Here is a 19,448-nt window from a genome sequence, read left to right on the forward strand (position 1 = left end):
TGCGTTCAGTTTATACTAACCTTACTTTGAAGTAAAGGAGAGAAAAACTTGAATCAAAAAACAATACGTCTGTTAATGCCTCAATGGCAAGGGGGAAATAATCCTAACTACTCTTTTGGGGCGGAACTGCTTGCCTGGCTGGCTCCTGATAATGATCAACCCCTGATCCAAGTTCCTGTACAAGCATATGATGGAACTCCACTGGAAAACGAGAATGGTGTAAATGGGAGAAAACAGCTCATTGAACAATTGGAAGCAGCACAGCATATTATTCATGCTCACAAGCCTGACCGCATCGTTATGTTTGGTGGAGACTGCTTGGTCGAACAAGCTCCGTTTGCCTATTTAAACGAACGGTATAATGGAGAATTAGGCTTGATCTGGATCGATGCGCACAGTGATTTGGTTGGTTACGCGGGTTATGATAACGGACATACGCTACCTCTGGGTAATCTTTTGGGAGAAGGGGATGAAGAGTTTGCAAAACATGTAAAAATCCCTCTAAAACCTAAAAATGTCTTTATCGCGGGGTTGGCAACACCTACAGAACAGGAAGACGAAGTGATCTCAGAAGCTTTTAAACGATTAGGTATAACGACTGCAGAATCAGATACTGAAATGATTCAAAGACTTGGCATTAAAACTGCCGGAGTCAAAGAATTAACGAAAAGTACAGCATCCATCAAACAGTGGATCAAAGAAAGCGGCATTAAACATCTGGCTATTCACCTGGATCTAGATGTGCTTGATCCTAAGGCTTTTCGCTCGTTATTATTCGCTAATCCTGAAGGCCCTTATACGTACTCTCCTGCGGGAAGCTTGCAAATTCCTCAGCTCCTTCATCTGCTCAAAGAATTGTCGGAAGAAACAGATGTTGTGGGATTGGGTATTACCGAGCATATGCCATGGGATTCAATCAACTTGAAGAACCTGCTAGGGGAAATACCTATTCTAAATATATAATATCATTCAATATACTCACCAACGGATTTATAATACTAGAATAATAGGTTGACCATAAAAAATACACTCAGACACTTTATCATTGTGTGAAGTGTATTTTTTTGTGACTGTACGTGAGATAAAAACTTAATAACATTTGAGTCCTGATGATTTGAAGCTATGGCTGGTGATCTGGGGTGCATTGTAAGACACCATTGGTCATTCACCTACATACATTATCTCAGGACAAATGACTATTGAAGTCAGTCATGGAGGTTTTAATCTTATGTCAATTAATCATCATTCGAATACATCACATCCTTATTGGATCGAGAACGTGGGCGGGAGAGAAAGGGAAGCTATGACTCCTCATCCTGTAGTTGTGGAGGTTAGGCAAGTCGCATCCAATCAGATTGTAGTGACGTACGATCAGCCAGCGGATTTAGCATCAGCAACAAACATATCGAATTATTGGATAAGAAGTAATATGTCTAGTCCATCAGATATAGCCAGTGTAGGAATGGGAGAAGCCATCACGAAAGAAAACACGATTCGTGCTGATCGGGGGATGATAGCTCCTATTAATAATTCCAAAACGAGATTTGTTATAACCTTCAATGTTAACGCGACTATGGGTGTTCTTTATATTTTGCTTCCATGCTTTGTCAATTTGGAGGGGAGATCCGGATTCACTGGTGGAAATTGGGGACCGTTCAGTAGAAATATGTTTATTGGATTGTAGTAAACAGTTCAATAGGGCATGAACACAAAAAGTCGCCAGAAATGGCGACTTTTTTATCGATAGAAAGGGTCAGATTTCAAGTTTACGTGTACCGAGCCACTTCACCATTTCTGGGTCGTTATGAGAAAAGAACAGACTTTGCTTCGTATCTAATGCAGTAATTGATTCCATATCATTTTGGCTTAATTCAAAGTCAAAGATATTGAAGTTCTCAACAATTCTCTCTTTACGAACAGACTTCGGAATGACAACGACTTCTCTTTGTGTCAACCAGCGTAAAACGACCTGTGCAACAGATTTATTCACCTTTTTCGCAATGGATAGCAATACATCATTCTGGAAAAGATCATTTCTTCCTTCAGCAAAAGGCGCCCAGGATTGAATCTGAACATTATTTTCTTTCATAAAAGCAGCACTTTCGATTTGTTGATTGAAAGGGTGTGTTTCAACCTGGTTTACCGCAGGAACTACCTCATTATGAATGATTAAATCGATCAGACGATCCATCTGGAAGTTGCTAACTCCAATAGCACGGACCTTTCCTTCACGATACAATTCCTCCATAGCGCGCCAAGAGCCGTACACATCGCCAAAAGGCTGATGAATTAAATACAGATCCAACACATCCAATTGCAATCGATCCAGAGATTTTTGGAATGCTTTTTTAGTGTTTTCATATCCAGTATCCTGAACCCAAAGCTTTGTAGTAATAAATAATTCTTCTCTTGGGACACCACTTCGTTTAATGGCTCGACCAACGGCTTCTTCGTTTAGATATGAGGCAGCTGTATCAATCAGGCGATATCCTGCCATAATGGCATCGTAAACGCTTTGTTCGCATTCATTTTGATCTGCAATTTGATAAACACCAAAACCCATAATGGGCATCTCCACACCATTGTTAAGTATTACTTTTTCCATGTTAAAGCCCTCCTTCTTATAGGTTTATTATGTACCAAATCATCATTCTAGCGTTATATCATTCATATCAAATGTTTGCCTAATTATCTCACGGGACGCATGAAATTGATTTTTGACCTTCAAGTAAAAGACTTCTATTCTGCTGAATAGAAGTCTTTGAATCTCCCTCTGAAAATCCCCTTTTCCAACCTTCCAAGCCAATTGAAAGAACAAAGCTATCTTTTATAGCTTGACCCAGGCCACCAGCCCATCGGGCTGATCCGGGTTAATACCATGGCGTTCGGCATTAGCCAAAGCAGCGATTTGCGAGATGAAGATGAAAGGAATACCCCGCACCGCTGTATTAAGCGGATGACTAGTTGTGATTTCAAGGTCGATGAACTCCTGCGGGATGCCCATCGCCCGATCGGCAAATGTAATAATGGTGGCTCCACGCTCCTTAATATCCCTCAACAGATTGCGTTGATGCTCAATACCGCTGTCCGACAAGGCAGCAATCACTAAAGTATCCGAACCCACGGTGACCATCGGGCCGTGCCGAACGTCAAGAAGATGGTATGCGTGGGCTTGTGTCTTGGCAATTTCGGTCAAAGCGATGGCACCCTCGGCTGCCAGGCCTTGTAGTTCACCGTCTGCAAGCAGGACTGTATTCGTCCAATTGAAGTTGGAGACACGGCGGATGCTGTCCTCTACACATGCCATGTAGGCTTCACCTTGATGAATCGCTTCCTGCATATCGATAATCAGCTCCTCATCACCAGCAAGAAAAGCGGCAAGCAGCAGATTGGCTGCATACAGATTGGTTACTGTGCGGGTCTGGCAAACGCTATGGTCAAAAGCCCAGGGCAGTTCCAGAGGGAAATCAGCGTTTTTGGATAACGGCGAGCCCGTTACACAAGAAATCGTTAATAATGGAATACGTTGATCGGACTGAAGTAAACGCAATGCTTCAACGACCTCACTCGTACTGCCAGATCGTGACGGCGCTATGATCAGGCTACCCTCCAGCATGGGACGATAGCGTTCTGCATGGAGCATGAGATCACCAGCGGCAAGTGACATTGCAGGCAGGCCAGCACGCAAACGGAAGGAAAAAGCGGCCGCTTCGCTCAAGCAATAGCTGGACCCGGCGCCAACAAAGGTTACGGAGGTAATCGCTTGAGCTTGGACAAAGGCAGTAAATTCCGTGCGCTTGGCCAGTAAATAGTTGTAGGTCTGCTGTAGGGCCTTATATTGTTCTTTTACTTCAAGATACGTCAAACTCATAAAAATACCTCCCGGGAATGATTTAGATTGATAGCTTCAGTTTGTGATCTTTTCGATCAAATATATAGTTAAATGATTGTGATAATCATAATTATGCCTTTATATCCCTGTAAATTGCAATAGTTTTCCAAAATAATGATTGATTTAATCAAATAAAAAGATTATTATGATCACAAGCTAGAAATCATCAAATGTTTCCCATACTCATCTGACCCGTGAAGGGAGGTGCAGGATCGTTCAAATCGTCGCTATGTAACGACGAAACCTTAAAAGGGGGAATGGATATGCCACTGATCTCGTCCACTGAAATGCTGCAAACAGCTCGCAGGGATCAATACGCCATCGCTGCATTTAACGTTCATACCCTGGAAATGCTTCAGGCTGTCGTTGAAGCGGCTGTAGAAACCGAATCACCGCTCATTATTCAAACCACGGTGGGCACAGTCAACCACTTGGGACCAGATTACATTGCTCATGCGGCTAAAACCGCAGCGGACTTGACGGATATCCCCATCGCACTTCATTTGGATCACTGCACTGATTTTTCAACGATTATCCGATGCATACGAGCAGGTTATACCTCCGTTATGATCGATGCATCCATGTATCCTTTTGAAGAAAATGTGAACCTAACCCGTAAAGTGATGGAGGTTGCTCAGGCATCTGGCGTAAACGTGGAGGCTGAGCTTGGTAAGGTTGGCGGCGTTGAGGACGATATTGTCGTCGAGGAACAGCATGCTTCCCTAGCAGATCCGGAAGATTGCGTGCAGTTTGTTGAACGTACTGGTGTAACTACACTGGCTCCAGCAATCGGTACCGCACACGGTATTTATAAGGGACAGCCGAACATAGATTTTGAACGAATTGAAACCATTGCGAATCGAGTATCGGTTCCTTTGGTGCTGCACGGTGGTTCGGGCATACCAGCTGAACAGATTCATCGGGCGGTTGCACTTGGGATGTCCAAGGTAAATATAGCCACAGAGCTGCGTATTGCTTTTTCCGAAGCTATCAAAGATGTATTTTTAATCCATCCAGAAGAGAATGATCCACGTAAATACATGGCTCCGGCGAAGGAAGCAGTTAAACGGCTTGCCATGGAGAAAATACGGTTATGTGGAAGCACTGGCAAAGCCGGCGTAGTCCGATGATTACCACGGTCACACTCCATGCGGCCATCGACCGGACATTATACGTTGACAAGTTTGGCGTAGGTCAAATGCATCGGGTGACAAGACAGGTTAATGAGCCGGGCGGCAAAGGCAATAACGTAGCCAAGGTGATCCGGCAGCTCGGCGGTGAAGTCACAGCTACAGGCATTATTGCCGGCAATAACGGTGTATTTATTGAGAGAAATCTGACTGAACGAGGGATACGGACTGCTTTTATCCAATCAGCGGGAGACTCACGAGTCTGCCTCAACATTGTGGATGATTCCAGTGGTAGCTCTACCGAGCTGCTTGGGCAGGGTCCAAATATGTCAGAAGCTGAAGTTGAAGCGATCAAGAAAAAAGTACAGGAGCTCGCCATCCAGTCTAGTGCAGTTATTATGTCTGGAAGCTTGCCCCCAGGTGCACCGGACACATTGTACGCAGAACTGATTTGTATTGTTCGTTCAGCAGGCGCGCGAGCCTTTCTGGATACAGGTGGAACAAGTTTCACCATTGGGCTGAGTGCAACACCCCATTTCGTGAAGCCGAATGAGCAGGAGCTGGCCGAATGGCTGGGGCAGAAGCCAAGAAACGTGAGCGAATGGGCCCGTGCAGCGCACAGGTTGGCGGATCAAGACATTGATGAGGTGTGCATAACACTCGGCAGTGACGGTGCTCTGGCTATTTTAAACGGAAAAGCATATATGGTGAAGCCGCCAACCATTCAGCCTGTGAATACGGTAGGTTGCGGAGACGCCTTTGTTGCCGGCATGGCATATGCAGGAGAGCGCGGCGATTCGGATGAGTCCAGACTGCGTACGGCTGTCGCGGCTGCTGCTACGAATGCAATGTCTTCTAAAGCAGGTGACATCGACTATGTTCTGTTTGAGGAGTACGAACATCAGGTGCAAATTATACCTTTATGATGGTTGAAGGTTTTGAAAATCAGCTTCATATCCCTCATGAATAACCGTTAGAGAGATACTTTTCTTATGGGATGCAGTTCACGTCGACATATTGCAATCCATCCTTTCATCCTACACAATAGAGCTAGCACGGGCTGAAGTTAACGGATATCATGCAGGCCCAGACATATTAAAGGAGAGACTTATGCAATATTCAAAGGGTGAACTGCGCAGAGCACAAACATTGGAACTGATTAAATCGCATGGAAAAATATCGCTGCAAGAGATTGTCCAGACGGTTGGCTGCTCGGAAGCAACCGCAAGACGTGACTTGGACGCACTTGAAAAAGCGGGCGAAATTATTCGAACAAATGGGGGAGCCATATATGAAGGGGGCCTGACGTCGGCGGTATCGGAGCTACCATTTGCAGCAAAACGCGATTTCCGACGGATGGATAAGGAACGGATCGCTGCCACGGCCGCTGCCCTTGTTAAAGAGGGAGACATTATCTGCCTGACGGGCGGTACAACGACGTTCTTTATTGCGAAAGCACTCAAAAAGCATCGTAATATTACGATTGTCACCAACGCGGTGAATATTGCTTATGAATTGGCTGATGCCGAAGATATTCAGGTTGTGGTCATTGGCGGCGTTATGCGGTCTAAAAGCTACGAGTTATGCGGTCCGCTGGCAGAAAGTGTGATCGACAAAATTAACATTACGAAAATGTTTCTCGGGGTGGACGGAGTAACGCAGAATTTTGGCTTTACGATGCATTCCGAGCTTGAAGCTCGTATTGCCCAATTAACAATGGAACGTTCCAGCGAAGTTTATGCTGTATTCGATCAAAGCAAGATTGAGAAAAGTGCTTTGTTTACGATTGCTCCCTTAACTCAGGTGACAGGGGTAATTACGAATAAACAGCCGGAGGGATGGTTTGAGCAGGCGTGCCAGGAGCATCAGATTGCGATACATACAACTACAGACCACATTGCTTCTATTTAAATACGCGTAATACTCAAACGCCCTTCCCTTCATATGCTGGCTAATTTGCAGGACAAGGGAGGATATGCGAATGCATTTTTCCAAGTTTATGCTGATCATTGCGATGGTTTGTGTTGTATTCGCTGAAGCGGGCTGTTCCAGCTCCTCCTCTTCAGGCGGCGATACATCCGCAGACCCGCAAGGTAAGGTGAATCTGGTCTTTTGGAGTCATCAGGAAGATGCCATTGTGGGCGCATACAAGAAATTAATATCCAAATACCAGACCTTACACCCCGATATAACGATCGAGTATCAGACCTTTCCATATGATGTATACAGCCAGAAGCTGAAAGCCTCATTCTCCGCGAAGAAACCACCCGATATTGCCGAATTTTTCGGTACGTGGGTGCCCGAATATTCCAAGAACGATCTGCTTGTCGAAATCCCTGATAGTGAAAATGTAAAAAAAGAGTACTATGATGCTCCCCTTGGGGGATATTTGCGAGACAACAAGTTATACGGGCTGCCACTTGAATACAACATTGAGAACGGCGGCATGTTGATTCACCCGCAAATGCTCAAAGACCAAGGCTTCGATCACGCACCGTCCAACTGGACAGAGCTTGTGGATTACGCCAGAAAATTGACTGTCCGTGAGAACAATGTCATCAAAGTCAAAGGTTTCGATTTTGTATCAGCAGACAATATTACGTTTACTTTCTTATCCCTTATTTTGCAGCAAGGTGCAAGTTTTATGGGTGAAGACGAACATGTTAATTTCCACTCACCGGAGGCGGAGAAAGCGATGTCCACCTTGGTCTCGCTCGTGGCCGATGACAAAGTTGCGGATTTAACCACGTTCGGCGGTGAGCTGGATACCTCTGACTATTTTTTTCAGGGGAAATCAGCCATGACCTATCGCGGTCCCTGGACGATTGCTGCGGGACAGAACAACTATAAGGTTGATGATTTTGAATACGTTTCCGTGCCTTCCTTTACGGAAAATCCACCCGTTTTTGCTGCCGAATCCGGTTGGGGTCTTGCGGTATCCAAGAAAAGCAAACAGCAGGAGGCTGCGCTTGATTTCATCCAATTCATCTCGGAGAAGGACAACCTCTCGACATGGAATACGGATACCTTTACCGTACCAGCCAAAAAAGAAATTGCCGAAAACCCGGAATTCCTGAAGAACAATCCTCATCTAAAGCCTTCGCTGGACATATTGGCGTTAGGTCAATGGATCGGCCCTATAGCAGACCGGGATTTCTTCTTCAAGCAGGTTAACGACAATTTCCAGCTGATGGCTAGTGGACAGCAGAGTGTCCAGGACGGGTTAGCGAACATTGAACAGACGATCAATGATAATCAGGATCAACATAAGTGATAGGGGTGCTGGGGCATGAGTACTGCTATATCTACCAACAAGGCGGACAAGGTTAACCCAGCGGTAAAGTCAACAGCTTACAGGGCAAAACGAAGGTTCATCATCATCTCACTCGTACCGATCTTGCTTCTGTTCGGGGTGTTTGCTTTCCTTCCCATCGCATGGAGCCTGGGCTTATCCGCATTCAAGTATGACCCGCTCAGCTCAAACGCGATATTCGTGGGGGCGGAAAACTATATTCGCATGTTCCAGGACTCCATCTTTCTGAAGTCACTGTGGGTAACCTTCAAATTTGTATTTATCGCCGTATTGATCAACATTGTCATTACGCTTTTGATTGCTTCAGCGATTCAGCGAGTCCGCATCCCGTGGCTTAAAAATGGCTTTCGGACTATATTCTTTCTTCCCACGATCGCTCCGCTGGCGGGAACGGCCATCGTCTGGAATACCATGTTCAATTACAATGACGGCTTGTTCAACATGATTCTCGCCAAGATGAATATGGCGCCGATCCAGTGGCTCAGTGATCCGCATTATGCGCTCTACTCCGTCATTATGATGACCTTGTGGGCTGATATTGGCTATAATATCGTTCTTTTCATTGCTGGACTGGATTCTATCCCGGATATGTACTATGAAGCAGCGACGCTGGAGGGGGCGGGCCGATGGCATGTCTTTCTTCACATCACACTGCCATTGCTGCGCAGAACGTTGCTGTTTGTTTCCATCACGACAGTTGTTTCCTATTTTCAGGCCTTCCCACAATTTCAGATTATGACCAAGGGCGGACCCTTCAACGAAACACGAGTGCTGTCACTGCAAATCTATGAACAGGCCTTCTCCAGCTCCAATATGGGGTACGCATCTGCTATGGCAACCGTATTTCTAATGATCATCCTGCTTGTGACGCTGCTGCAACTTCGGTGGGGACGCACGCAATGGGAACATTAAGAGGAGAGGGGAGTAGAATCCGATGCCGCGTAAATTCAGCCTGTGGGAAGGGTTTACTATCGCAGTTCTTGCAGTTATAGCTTGTGTTATGCTTTTGCCTTATGTCTGGATGGTACTTTCATCTCTGAAAAGTAACATGGACATCGTCTCAGGTTCCGCCGGTTTTTTACCAAGTAAGCCGAGTCTGGACGGATACCGAACGGTTTTTAGCGAGGCGCCGTTTGTCACGTGGCTGCTGAACAGTCTGATGACTTCCGTCATCATAACGGTGGTGACCTTGTTTACAAGCGCTCTAGCCGGATATGTCTTTGCCAAGCATCAGTTTAGAGGTAAGAAACTGCTGTTCATTCTGATCCTGGCAACCATGATGATTCCCTTTCAGGTTATTATGATTCCCACGTATCTGATCACGGCTGAGCTTGGACTGGTTAACCATTTGCTGGCGATTATTTTGCCCAATCTGGTTAGCTCCTACGGCGTATTTCTGGCTAAACAATTCATAGAAGAGATTCCACAGGAGCTGCTGGAGGCAGCAAGGATGGACGGTTCTGGCGAATTCAGGCTGATGCTTCGCATCGTCATGCCGCTTATTCTGCCGATGCTGTCAGCGTTGGGAATATTCACGTTTATGAACTCCTGGAATAACTATCTGTGGCCACTGATTGTATTAAATGATGAGAGCAAGATGACCGTTCCGCTGGCATTGGTCTATTTTAACGGAACGCACCAGGTCAATTACAACGTCGTCATGTCAGCTGCGGTATTGATTACAATACCGGTTATTATAATGTTCCTGATCTTCCAGAAGCAATTTATTAAAGGCCTAGCTATGACGGGCATGAAATAACGGGTGAGGAGAAGAGTTATGACTAAAATCTCAATTATCGGAGCAGGCAGTGCATTTACACGAGAGATCGCTATGGATATCCTGCTGATTGAAGGCTTGGAGGGTGGAACTATTGCCCTGGTTGATATTGACGAGCGGCGGCTTGAGTTGGCACGCAGGCTGGTGCTTCAGATCGTGGAACAGACAGGGAAGACGTGGGAGGTGATTGCCTCTACAAATCGCAGAGAGGTCATCGGCGGTTCACAGTTCGTGATTAATCAAATTGAAGTAGGCGGGCTGGAGACGGTTCGTTATGAATATGAAATTCCGCTGAAATATGGGGTAAAGCAGTGCATTGGCGATACGCTGGGACCAGGGGGACTGTTCAAGACACTCCGTACCCTTCCCAGCTGGATGGAGATTGTGCGGGATATCGAAGCGCTCTGCCCAGACTGCATCATTCTAAACTATACCAACCCGATGTCGGCGGTTACACTCCTGACTTCCCGCATTACGGATATTCCGGTGGTGGGACTATGCCACTCTATCCAGAACACGTCGGCTCAACTGGCTGAATATGCAGGAGTTCCATATGAAGAGATGTCATGGAAAGCCGGAGGTATTAACCACATGTCCTGGTTCGTGGAGCTGTCCCACGCCGGGAGAGATCTGTATCCAGTATTACTGGAGAAAATACAAACTCCTGAACTGCTGCGGCAGGACCCGGTCCGCTTTGATGCGATGAAATACCTGGGTGCATTCGTTTCGGAATCCAGCGGCCATTTCTCGGAATATATCCCGTATTACCGTAAACGCCAATCACTTATCGACCAGCACTGCAACTCAGGTTATAACGGAGCTACGGGATTCTACGCTGACAACTGGCCGATCTGGCGGAGAGAGAATGATGAGCAGATCGTTTCACAGCTTGAGGGAACGGCACCGCTTGAGCTGAAATCCAGTAATGAATATGCAGCCATTATTATCGAAGCAGTATTGAAGAATGAGCCGAAGGTCATTTATGGTAACGTTCCTAACCGGGGGCTGATTGAAAATCTGCAGGCTGATGGTGTGGTGGAAGTGGCCTGTCTCGTTGATAGGAAAGGCGTTCAGCCTTGTCGCTTTGGAAGACTGCCCGAGCATTTGGCCGCATTGTGCCGCTCGAACATGGCTTTTTTTGACCTGGCAGTGGAAGCTGTGAGGAGGAGTGACAGGGAAATGGCTCGCCATGCACTGATGCTCGATCCACTAACTGCTGCTGTATGCTCCCTGGAGGAGATCGGAAGTATGTTCGATGAACTGTATGAGGCGGAACAGGGATTTGTTCCGGTATTGAAATGATGCAGAGACAACAAACAAGTCCCGTTGTTGTCATTGCTGGCGAGCTAAATGTAGACGTCATTGTATCGGGAACGGATGTCATGCCGGAATGGAATCGGGAGAAAATGGTTGATGGCTTCGAGATTGTACTTGGTTCCTCTTCAGCAATTACGGCCTGTGCGCTGGCAAGCCTGGGAGCGGATGTGAGATTCGTTAGCGTAGTGGGAGATGACGATTTCGGAAAATTCTGTATAGCTGAGCTGCAGCGTATGGGCTTAAATACAGAGCATGTTACCCGATTGTCTGGCATCAAGACAGGTGTAACTCTGTCGCTCTCCACACCCGATGACCGCGGGTTGTTAACTTACGCTGGCAGTATCCCATTGTTAACACCGGATTATATCCCGGAGTCCCTGCTACAGCAGGCCTCACATCTTCATTTTGGTTCCTATTATTTGCAGGATGGAATGAGACCTCATTGGCGAGAGCTCTTTACAAGATTGCGGGCAGATGGAATCAGCACGTCTTTTGATACCGGCTGGGATGTATCCAATCAATGGGACCGCGAGGGCATAAGTGCACTACTGACGGTAACTGATTTGTTTATTCCCAGCGAGGATGAACTGCTGCACATTTTCCCTGCCGCTGGGCTAAGCCATGTGCTTGATTCCATGTTTCCTGATGTGGCAGGAATTGTAGCGGTCAAACAAGGGTCAAAAGGTGCTACACTACGTCAACTGGACGAAAGTAGAATATCGGCCGGATCTTACACTTTGACACCCGTCGATACGACAGGGGCAGGAGACTGTTTCAACGCAGGAATTATATATGGATACTTGCTTGGGATGCGAAGTGATGAACTGCTGCGATTTGCCAATGCATGTGGAGCATTGTCCACACTTGGCATTGGTGGCACAGGGAGTTTGCCGACAATGGAGGCTGTTCTTCTTTTGCAGGCTGAGCATGAACAATAAATCCTTGTTTTAATCTAACACAACCAAATTGATCAAAGGGAGTTGAGAATATGTTGAAATTCGGTAAAACATTGCTGGTGGGATTAAGTATGGCGGTAGGGATAGGACTGGTTTCAGGCATTGAATGGTCCTCATCTGCTGCCGCAGCAGGCACAGATTACTACGTAGCGACAAACGGAAATGACTCCAGTGCGGGAACGAGCAGCGCGCCATGGAAGACGCTCCAGCACGCAGCGGATGCTGTTCCTGCAGGCAGTACGGTGCATGTTCGTGGCGGTGTGTACAACCAGAAGCTGAAGATCACCCGCTCAGGCTCCGCTTCACAGGGGCCGATTGTATTCACTAACGATGGCACGGAGACTCCGATTATTGACGGTACAGGACTTTCGGTTAGCGGGATTGAAGGGTTGATTGACCTGACCGATGTGAATTACGTTACCCTTCAGGGATTTGAAATTCGCAATTATACTACAGCTACCAAGGACGTCATGCCCGTAGGCATTTATGTTCACGGATCAGGCAGCTTTATCAATTTGTCTGGTAACAAAGTCCATGATATCAAAAACACGGCCACCCCAACCGGCAGTGATCTCCTTGGCCGTGACGCACATGGGATCGCCGTATATGGAACAAAGGCACCGGAATCCATTCACGATATTACGATTAATGGTAATGAACTGTATAATCTTGTGCTCGGCTCCAGCGAATCCCTGGTTCTCAACGGTAACGTGGACACCTTCTCGGTGACGAATAATGTCATCCACGATAACGACAACATCGGCATTGATCTCATCGGATATGAGGGTAAAGCGCCAAATACGACTTACGATCAGGTACGGAACGGACTCGTGAAGGGCAACAGAGTCTACAATATCACTTCCAACAATAATCCTTCGTATGGGAAGTCACTTCCGAATAACAGTAATGCGGCCGATGGCATTTATGTCGATGGTGGCAAGGATAGTATTATTGAACAGAACTACAGCTACAACAATGATATCGGTATCGAGATTGCGTCCGAGCATGCCGGTAAATCTACCAGCAATATTACTGTTCGCAGCAACGCAGTCTACAACAACCGACTCACCGGCATCGCGATGGGCGGGTATGATACCAAACGCGGCTCCACCGTAAACTGTAAGATCGTTAACAATACCGTATACAAAAATGACACGCTTGGCGATGGCAGCGGCCAGCTTTACGTTCAATACGACACACAAAATAACGTAATTAAGAACAACATCTTCGTAGCCAGCTCTACAGATGTATTGATTTACAATGAATACACCAAAAATTCCGGAAACGTTGTGGATTATAATCTTTATTTTGCCCCTGCCGGAAGCAATGGAGCCAGCTGGACTTGGAAAAATAAAGATTACACAGGATTCTCCGCTTATAAAACGGGAACTGGCAATGACGCGCATTCCTTGTTCATCGATCCCAAATTTGTGAATGCTTCAGGATACGATTTCCATCTTCAATCTACATCTCCAGCGATTGATGCCGGGAACACGGACAACGCAATTATCGGAACACTGGACATTGAGGGGAAACCGAGAGTACAGGGGGCTGCTGTGAATATCGGCGCTTACGAGTGAGACTTATAACCTAACGGGAAGACTCTCCCGAAGGCAATAAAACAAAGGTAGCTGAGTAATCAGCTGCCTTTGTTTTATTTTATTTAAAGAGTAATAATCCTCTTTAAATAGCCGTGCCTGAGTTAGAACTTATCTAAACCAATATTTAGGTAGTCAGCGCCATTTCCATTTCGATCCAAGGATAGTAAAATCGGTTATAGGATGATTAATGCAAAGGTTAATTCACAACTGTAGTCAAGAAAGGAGGATATGGAATGAAACCCGGTTCCATTAAGCACAGCATGGTCATCTATGGGACCATAATCTTAATGCTGGTTTTGGCCGCGTGTTCCCAATCAGAGCAAAGTGAAAATCCATCACTCCCACAGCCCGTTCATCCTAAACAACAGCCGATTGAATACAAGTTGAACCCTGATGAACCCGCATGGAAGCTTGATACCACGCCTGTGGATTTGACCTGGTTTGTAGGTGCGAACTGGTATGGGCACACATGGGGTGAGAGCATGACCTCCAAAATTGTAACAGAGAAAACAGGTGTTAACATCAAATTCGAAGTACCATCGGGTGAAGCAAGCGAACAAATTGCGCTCATGATGACTTCCGGTAAGCTGCCTGATTTGATGACAATAGGCTCGTGGGAAAGTGCGATTAATAAGTTGTGGGAAGGGGATCAGGTGTATGCCTTAAATGAACTGGCGGAGCAATATGATCCCTACTTTTTCAAGGTCGCGGGGGACGGTACACTGAAGTGGTATCGTCAGGAAAACGGCAATACATATGGCATTCCAAATGATTCATACAGCCCCAGCCTAATGCAGACAACCGGTTTGACGGCTGCGAACCAAACCTTTTTGGTAAGAAAGGATCTCTATGAGGCTATGGGTAGACCCGATTTGAGCACTCCGGAAGGCTTTCTGAACGCATTGCAATTGTTAAAAGATCAGTATTCTGTGTATAAAGGTCAGCTCATTAGTCCCTTCTTTGCTCAGGGGAATGTCTCTTATGGGATGACCGAGTACCTGCAAAACCTGCTGGCTATTCCGCATGAAAAGGACGGGAAATTTAACGACCGTATGACCGACCCAGACTATATCACCTGGTTGAAAACCTTCCGTACAGCTTATGAGCGTGGCCTGATTAATGTGGATTTTCTGGTGGATTCGAATGCTCAGGTAGAGGAAAAAACCAGTAATTCCCGTTATTTTATGATGATTCGCGAGTGGACTGGCATGGCGGCTATCAATCCGATATTGGCGGCAGGTGCATATCCAAACTCATACTACATCGCTGTGGATGGCCCGCAAAACAGTCACGGTGATTCCGCCAGATTGTTCCCTGGTAACATGGACGGTTGGATGGTTACGATGATTAGCAAATCCACCAAGAGTCCTGAACGAGCCATCCGATTTTTGAGCTATTTAGCGAGTGAAGAAGGCCAAAGGGATGTATTTCTGGGTAAAGAAGGCGAAACATGGGCGATGAGGGATGGCAAACCGCAGTTGACGGCGGAAATGGTCCAATTGCTTGACACAGATAGGGAGCGTCTGGAAAAGGAATACGGTATCATGGATACCTACTGGATGCTGCGCAACCCTGCCTTCGTTAACCAGTGGAGACCAGAAAAGGCGCCATCCGTTAAGCAAATGGAGGAGTTCGCGAACAAACAGGCGGATATGGACAGCGGCATCTATAAGGGAATAGATCCTATAGGAGATTCCGATATAGCCTTATCCTGGTCGCGTATTTCTCAGAATTGGGAAGAAGTTCTGCCTGAACTGATTACTGCCAAAGATGAAGCTGCTTTTGATAAAATTTTCGAAAATTTCTTGGCCCGTCGTGTGAATTACGGTTTTAATCAGGTAATGGAATACCTTCAGACCGAGCTGAAAGCGAGAAAAGCCAAGATGGCTGAATAATCATTCCCTAACAACCTCGCTCTCTATCGACTAACTTGTAATATATGGTATAACAAAGGTGGTGAGGATTTCAGAGTGAATTACCTACTTACTAGAATGAGGAAACTTTACCGCAATGCCCGTATATCCCAAAAGCTGTTTCTGGCGTTTAGCCTGATGATTGCCATACCCGTTATTTTAGTATCCTTTTTATATATTCGCATGCAGGAAACCCAGCTATACAAGGACGCTATGTCAGCGGGCAACAGCCACGTTTCATGGCTAAACGAACAATTGCGCAGCAGAATGGATATCATTGAGAACGCTTCCAACACGGCACTCACTCAAAAGTCATTTGTGGATTTTATTCATTCCAATATGCTTGTGGATGGACTACGACTGGTGAAATTTAAGCAAATGCAAAATATCATTCAGAGTAATGCGATGATCAGTGAGCTCAGCTTTTACGTGGATAACCCGAACTTGTATGAAATCTGGCCTGAAATCTATCATTATCAGAAATTTTGGCCGCAAGATTACTGGGCTAAACTTCGGGATGAAGGTGGTGCGGCTTACCGCTTATTTTCTTTTAAGGATGGTGAACATACGCTATCATACTACCGGCTGGTTCGCCTTCAGGGTCAGGAGAAAAAAAGGCCTAGTATTATGGAAATTCGCGTTCCACACAGTATGTTTTTCAGCGATCTGCTCCAGGAGAGCAAGGGAGACTTCTTCTCTGTTTTAATGAACGAAAGCGATCCTCCCCAATATGTTTATAACCCCCAGCATGAGTTTTCTCGAAAAGCCGGAGAAGGACTGGACGAAATCCTTGGTGGTATTCATCGCCAGCTGGATGTAATGCCACAGGAAAGTCCCGTTAAGATTAAGGTAGGTGATCAGAGCTACTATGCACTGTACCGATATATCGCTCCGCTAAATACTTATGTGGTCGATATCGCCTCCCATCAGGCATTAATGAAGGGGCCACGCAGCTGGTATGCATTTGTGGTAACGATTACATTATTTGTTCTGCTGCTCATCATGCTGCTCGTATCACATACAACTCGGCGCATTTTCCGACGACTGGACAGCGTACTGGCTTCAATGCGTCAGGTACGAAAAGGAGAACTGGATGCAACGATTGATACCGGCCTAGATAAGAACGAAAGAGGGGATGAGATCGATGAGGTGGCTGTGTCTTACAACAAAATGTTACATGAGGTTAAACGTCTGATGACACAGGTCGTGGATAAACAATTAATCGCCAAAAACGCACAGCTGCATTCCCTGCATTCGCAGATCAACTCTCATTTTTTGTATAACGCATTGGAATCTATTCGAATGCTCGCGGAGGTTCAACGGCAACCCGCTATTGCAAATTCATTGGTATCATTAGGTTCGCAACTTCGCTACAGCATGCAGTGGCGCAGCGATACGGTTGCGCTTCGCGAGGAACTAGCCAACATTCAAAGTTACATTCAATTTATTAATTTAATGGAAGGCGGCAGCATCATGTTGACGGCAGATCTCCCGCAGGAGGTGCTCCGCTATGCAATTCCTAAAATGTGCATGCAGCCTATCGTTGAAAATGCAGTGCATCACGCTGCACCATCAGGCGGGAGTGTGTGTATTCAGATCACCGTTTCAGTGGAGAATGAACGCTTGCTTATTAACATACAAGATGATGGAGAGGGGTTAGACCCGGAGATGTTAGTTCGACTGCAAGCGGCACTGCGGGGAGACTCGGATTCGCCGATTGTTACCAGCAAGAACGGACTTGGTTTGGAAAATGTGAATAAGCGGCTGCAGCTTCATTATGGAGAGAATTGCGGTCTTTGGATTGATAGTGTTCAGGGCGCTTATACCTGTGTAACGATACATTTGCCTTGGGAAAATGTAAATCTTGGAGGGTGGTAGGAGTGATCAATATTCTGGTTGTGGACGATCAAAAGCACATACGTGACGGTCTGCAGGCGATGCTGCATCAATTTCCTCTGGAGCTGAACAACATATACTCTGCCGCAAGTGGGATGGAGGCGCTAATCCTTTTGCGCCAGCATAACATTCACATCGTTATTACTGATATTATGATGCCGGACATGGACGGACTCGCACTGATGGCAAAGACCAAAGAGGAGCGCATCGAGGTGGAATACCTCATTATTAGCGGTTATAGTGATTTTACATATGCTCAAAAAGCCATCGAACTTGGGGCAAAGGGATACTTGTTAAAACCTCTGAAGCGAGAGGATCTGCAAACTTCACTAGAGCATGTATGGCAAGAAATCCAGACACGGCAGACGCTTACGTACAACATGCAGCATGTCTCCCGTCTCGCCCGAGAGACAGATCGTAAAGAATTACGAATGTTTATGCAGGGAGCGTTAAACGATGAGGCCTGGATCCTCCAAATCCAGGAACAAAATCCTTCGCTTTGGCACAATTATCGCTTATGTTTGCTGCGAGAGAAATGTTGGATCAACCAGCCGGGTTCCAGCAGCGTCCATAGCATGGAAGCTATTGCTTATAGTGTGTTCGGTAGACAAGGTTGCGTTTGCCTGCAACACAGCCCGTATCTGATCCTTGCAGTGGATGCAGCGATAGATCCGGATGCTTTGCCAGCGGCACTCAAGGAAGGAATGATCGATGCCATAACCGTTATGACTGACCCGCAGCAAGGATTAAAGATGTTGCCCGGCAGCTATACACAAGTACATGAGCTATTCCACCATAGTTATCTGTTTCCAGATCAATATATCATCCTGCCAGCAGCTATTGAGCATATGGAGCAGCAGTGGCAACTTCCCTATGAAGAACTGTATGAACTGTTCCAGTCTGTTGGGACCGACGATAGTGGTAAAATTGCTCAGGGCATTTCCGCAATATTTCATAAAAATGTGCTTCAACGCTATCATATTGGCTATACCCAACAGCTCTGTGGTGCCACAGTGCAGATGATGGAGGAATACGAACGAGTAATTCGCCCCTACATGGGTGAAGAAGCGCTGGATCTTGAATCTTTGCGTAATCTCTTTGATTATCCGGGGATGCGCGATTATATTCAAGCGCTGCAACAGCAGCTGCTTCGACTGAATCAGTTCTATTTTGAATATAAGCACAGTTATCGCAATTCTCAGGATTTAAATGAAGCCATCCGTTTTATACACGAGAGCTATCATAAGCCGCTGGACCTCGCGATGGTATCCAATCATGTGTCGCTTAATTACGCCTATTTCTCAAATCTATTCAAGAAGAACATTGGCAAAGGTTTTGCCGAATATCTGAGAGATGTACGTATGGATAAAGCACGGCGTCTCCTAGCCGAAACCGATCATAAGATTGTTGAAGTTGCTGCTATGGTAGGCTATGAAAGCTACAAAAGCTTTACGCGAGCGTTCCGCCTTGTGATGGAAATTCAACCCACAGAGTATCGACAAATGATGCGCCAAAAGGTAGAACGTGAAGTGCAATATCACAGTACAAATATATAAATTGAATCAAAACCCAAAAAAATGGGATATAACAAAAATAATTGTACCTTTTCAGCAGATTATCCTATTCGATAGAATAAAGATATTCCCCGATGTA

The 19,448-nt window shown here is 46.0% G+C and carries 16 protein-coding genes; 14 read left to right on the top strand and 2 right to left on the bottom strand.

From position 1 onward, the window contains the following. Positions 1 to 75: 75 nt before the first annotated feature. On the top strand, positions 76 to 963 hold the full coding sequence (locus AC4PM4_RS03220) for an arginase family protein (RefSeq protein WP_491613066.1): 888 nt from the start codon (positions 76 to 78) through the stop codon (positions 961 to 963). A 265-nt stretch (positions 964 to 1,228) separates the two neighbouring features. Then, entirely contained in the window at positions 1,229 to 1,684 is a 456-nt protein-coding gene (locus AC4PM4_RS03225) for a hypothetical protein (RefSeq protein WP_329959852.1), read from the top strand. 69 nt (positions 1,685 to 1,753) lie between these two features. On the opposite strand, the gene AC4PM4_RS03230 is transcribed toward AC4PM4_RS03225, so the two are convergent. Next, entirely contained in the window at positions 1,754 to 2,605 is an 852-nt protein-coding gene (locus AC4PM4_RS03230; RefSeq protein WP_063565018.1) for an aldo/keto reductase, read from the bottom strand. 222 nt (positions 2,606 to 2,827) lie between these two features. Next, a complete protein-coding gene (locus AC4PM4_RS03235; RefSeq protein ID WP_063565017.1) occupies positions 2,828 to 3,871 on the bottom strand; it encodes an SIS domain-containing protein in 1,044 nt (347 codons plus the stop codon). A 284-nt stretch (positions 3,872 to 4,155) separates the two neighbouring features. On the opposite strand from AC4PM4_RS03235, the gene fba reads away from it, so the two are divergent. The 12 genes from fba (at position 4,156) to AC4PM4_RS03295 (ending at position 19,351) form a co-directional block, all read left to right on the top strand. Then, a complete protein-coding gene (fba, locus tag AC4PM4_RS03240; RefSeq protein ID WP_063565016.1) occupies positions 4,156 to 5,022 on the top strand; it encodes a class II fructose-1,6-bisphosphate aldolase in 867 nt (288 codons plus the stop codon). Beyond that, entirely contained in the window at positions 5,019 to 5,948 is a 930-nt protein-coding gene (locus AC4PM4_RS03245) for a 1-phosphofructokinase family hexose kinase (RefSeq protein WP_063565220.1), read from the top strand. Before fba ends, AC4PM4_RS03245 begins: the two co-directional genes overlap by 4 nt. Before the next feature lie 184 nt (positions 5,949 to 6,132). Next, on the top strand, positions 6,133 to 6,933 hold the full coding sequence (locus tag AC4PM4_RS03250; protein WP_063565015.1) for a DeoR/GlpR family DNA-binding transcription regulator: 801 nt from the start codon (positions 6,133 to 6,135) through the stop codon (positions 6,931 to 6,933). A gap of 70 nt (positions 6,934 to 7,003) precedes the next feature. Further along, entirely contained in the window at positions 7,004 to 8,296 is a 1,293-nt protein-coding gene (locus tag AC4PM4_RS03255; protein ID WP_063565014.1) for an ABC transporter substrate-binding protein, read from the top strand. Positions 8,297 to 8,311: 15 nt separating this feature from the next. Then, a complete protein-coding gene (locus AC4PM4_RS03260; RefSeq protein WP_063565013.1) occupies positions 8,312 to 9,247 on the top strand; it encodes a carbohydrate ABC transporter permease in 936 nt (311 codons plus the stop codon). A 22-nt stretch (positions 9,248 to 9,269) separates the two neighbouring features. After that, entirely contained in the window at positions 9,270 to 10,094 is an 825-nt protein-coding gene (locus AC4PM4_RS03265; RefSeq protein ID WP_063565012.1) for a carbohydrate ABC transporter permease, read from the top strand. Positions 10,095 to 10,112: 18 nt separating this feature from the next. Then, on the top strand, positions 10,113 to 11,414 hold the full coding sequence (melA, locus tag AC4PM4_RS03270; RefSeq protein WP_063565011.1) for an alpha-galactosidase: 1,302 nt from the start codon (positions 10,113 to 10,115) through the stop codon (positions 11,412 to 11,414). Next, a complete protein-coding gene (locus AC4PM4_RS03275; RefSeq protein WP_491612739.1) occupies positions 11,411 to 12,367 on the top strand; it encodes a carbohydrate kinase family protein in 957 nt (318 codons plus the stop codon). The genes melA and AC4PM4_RS03275 overlap by 4 nt, the downstream gene beginning before the upstream one ends. A gap of 50 nt (positions 12,368 to 12,417) precedes the next feature. Beyond that, positions 12,418 to 13,965, top strand: a complete 1,548-nt coding sequence (locus AC4PM4_RS03280) for a right-handed parallel beta-helix repeat-containing protein (RefSeq protein ID WP_063565009.1) — start codon at positions 12,418 to 12,420, stop codon at positions 13,963 to 13,965. Between the two features lie 254 nt (positions 13,966 to 14,219). Continuing rightward, positions 14,220 to 15,881, top strand: a complete 1,662-nt coding sequence (locus tag AC4PM4_RS03285; RefSeq protein ID WP_491612740.1) for an extracellular solute-binding protein — start codon at positions 14,220 to 14,222, stop codon at positions 15,879 to 15,881. Positions 15,882 to 15,977: 96 nt separating this feature from the next. Next, the gene (locus tag AC4PM4_RS03290; RefSeq protein WP_491612741.1) at positions 15,978 to 17,777 is read left to right on the top strand and encodes a sensor histidine kinase; all 1,800 of its coding nucleotides are present in this window, start codon (positions 15,978 to 15,980) and stop codon (positions 17,775 to 17,777) included. A gap of 2 nt (positions 17,778 to 17,779) precedes the next feature. Continuing rightward, positions 17,780 to 19,351 (top strand): response regulator, encoded by a 1,572-nt coding sequence (locus AC4PM4_RS03295; protein WP_491612742.1) that lies wholly within the window; start codon positions 17,780 to 17,782, stop codon positions 19,349 to 19,351. The last annotated feature ends 97 nt before the right edge of the window (positions 19,352 to 19,448 follow it).

It is taken from the genome of Paenibacillus sp. MDV22-iso6 (assembly GCF_058408365.1).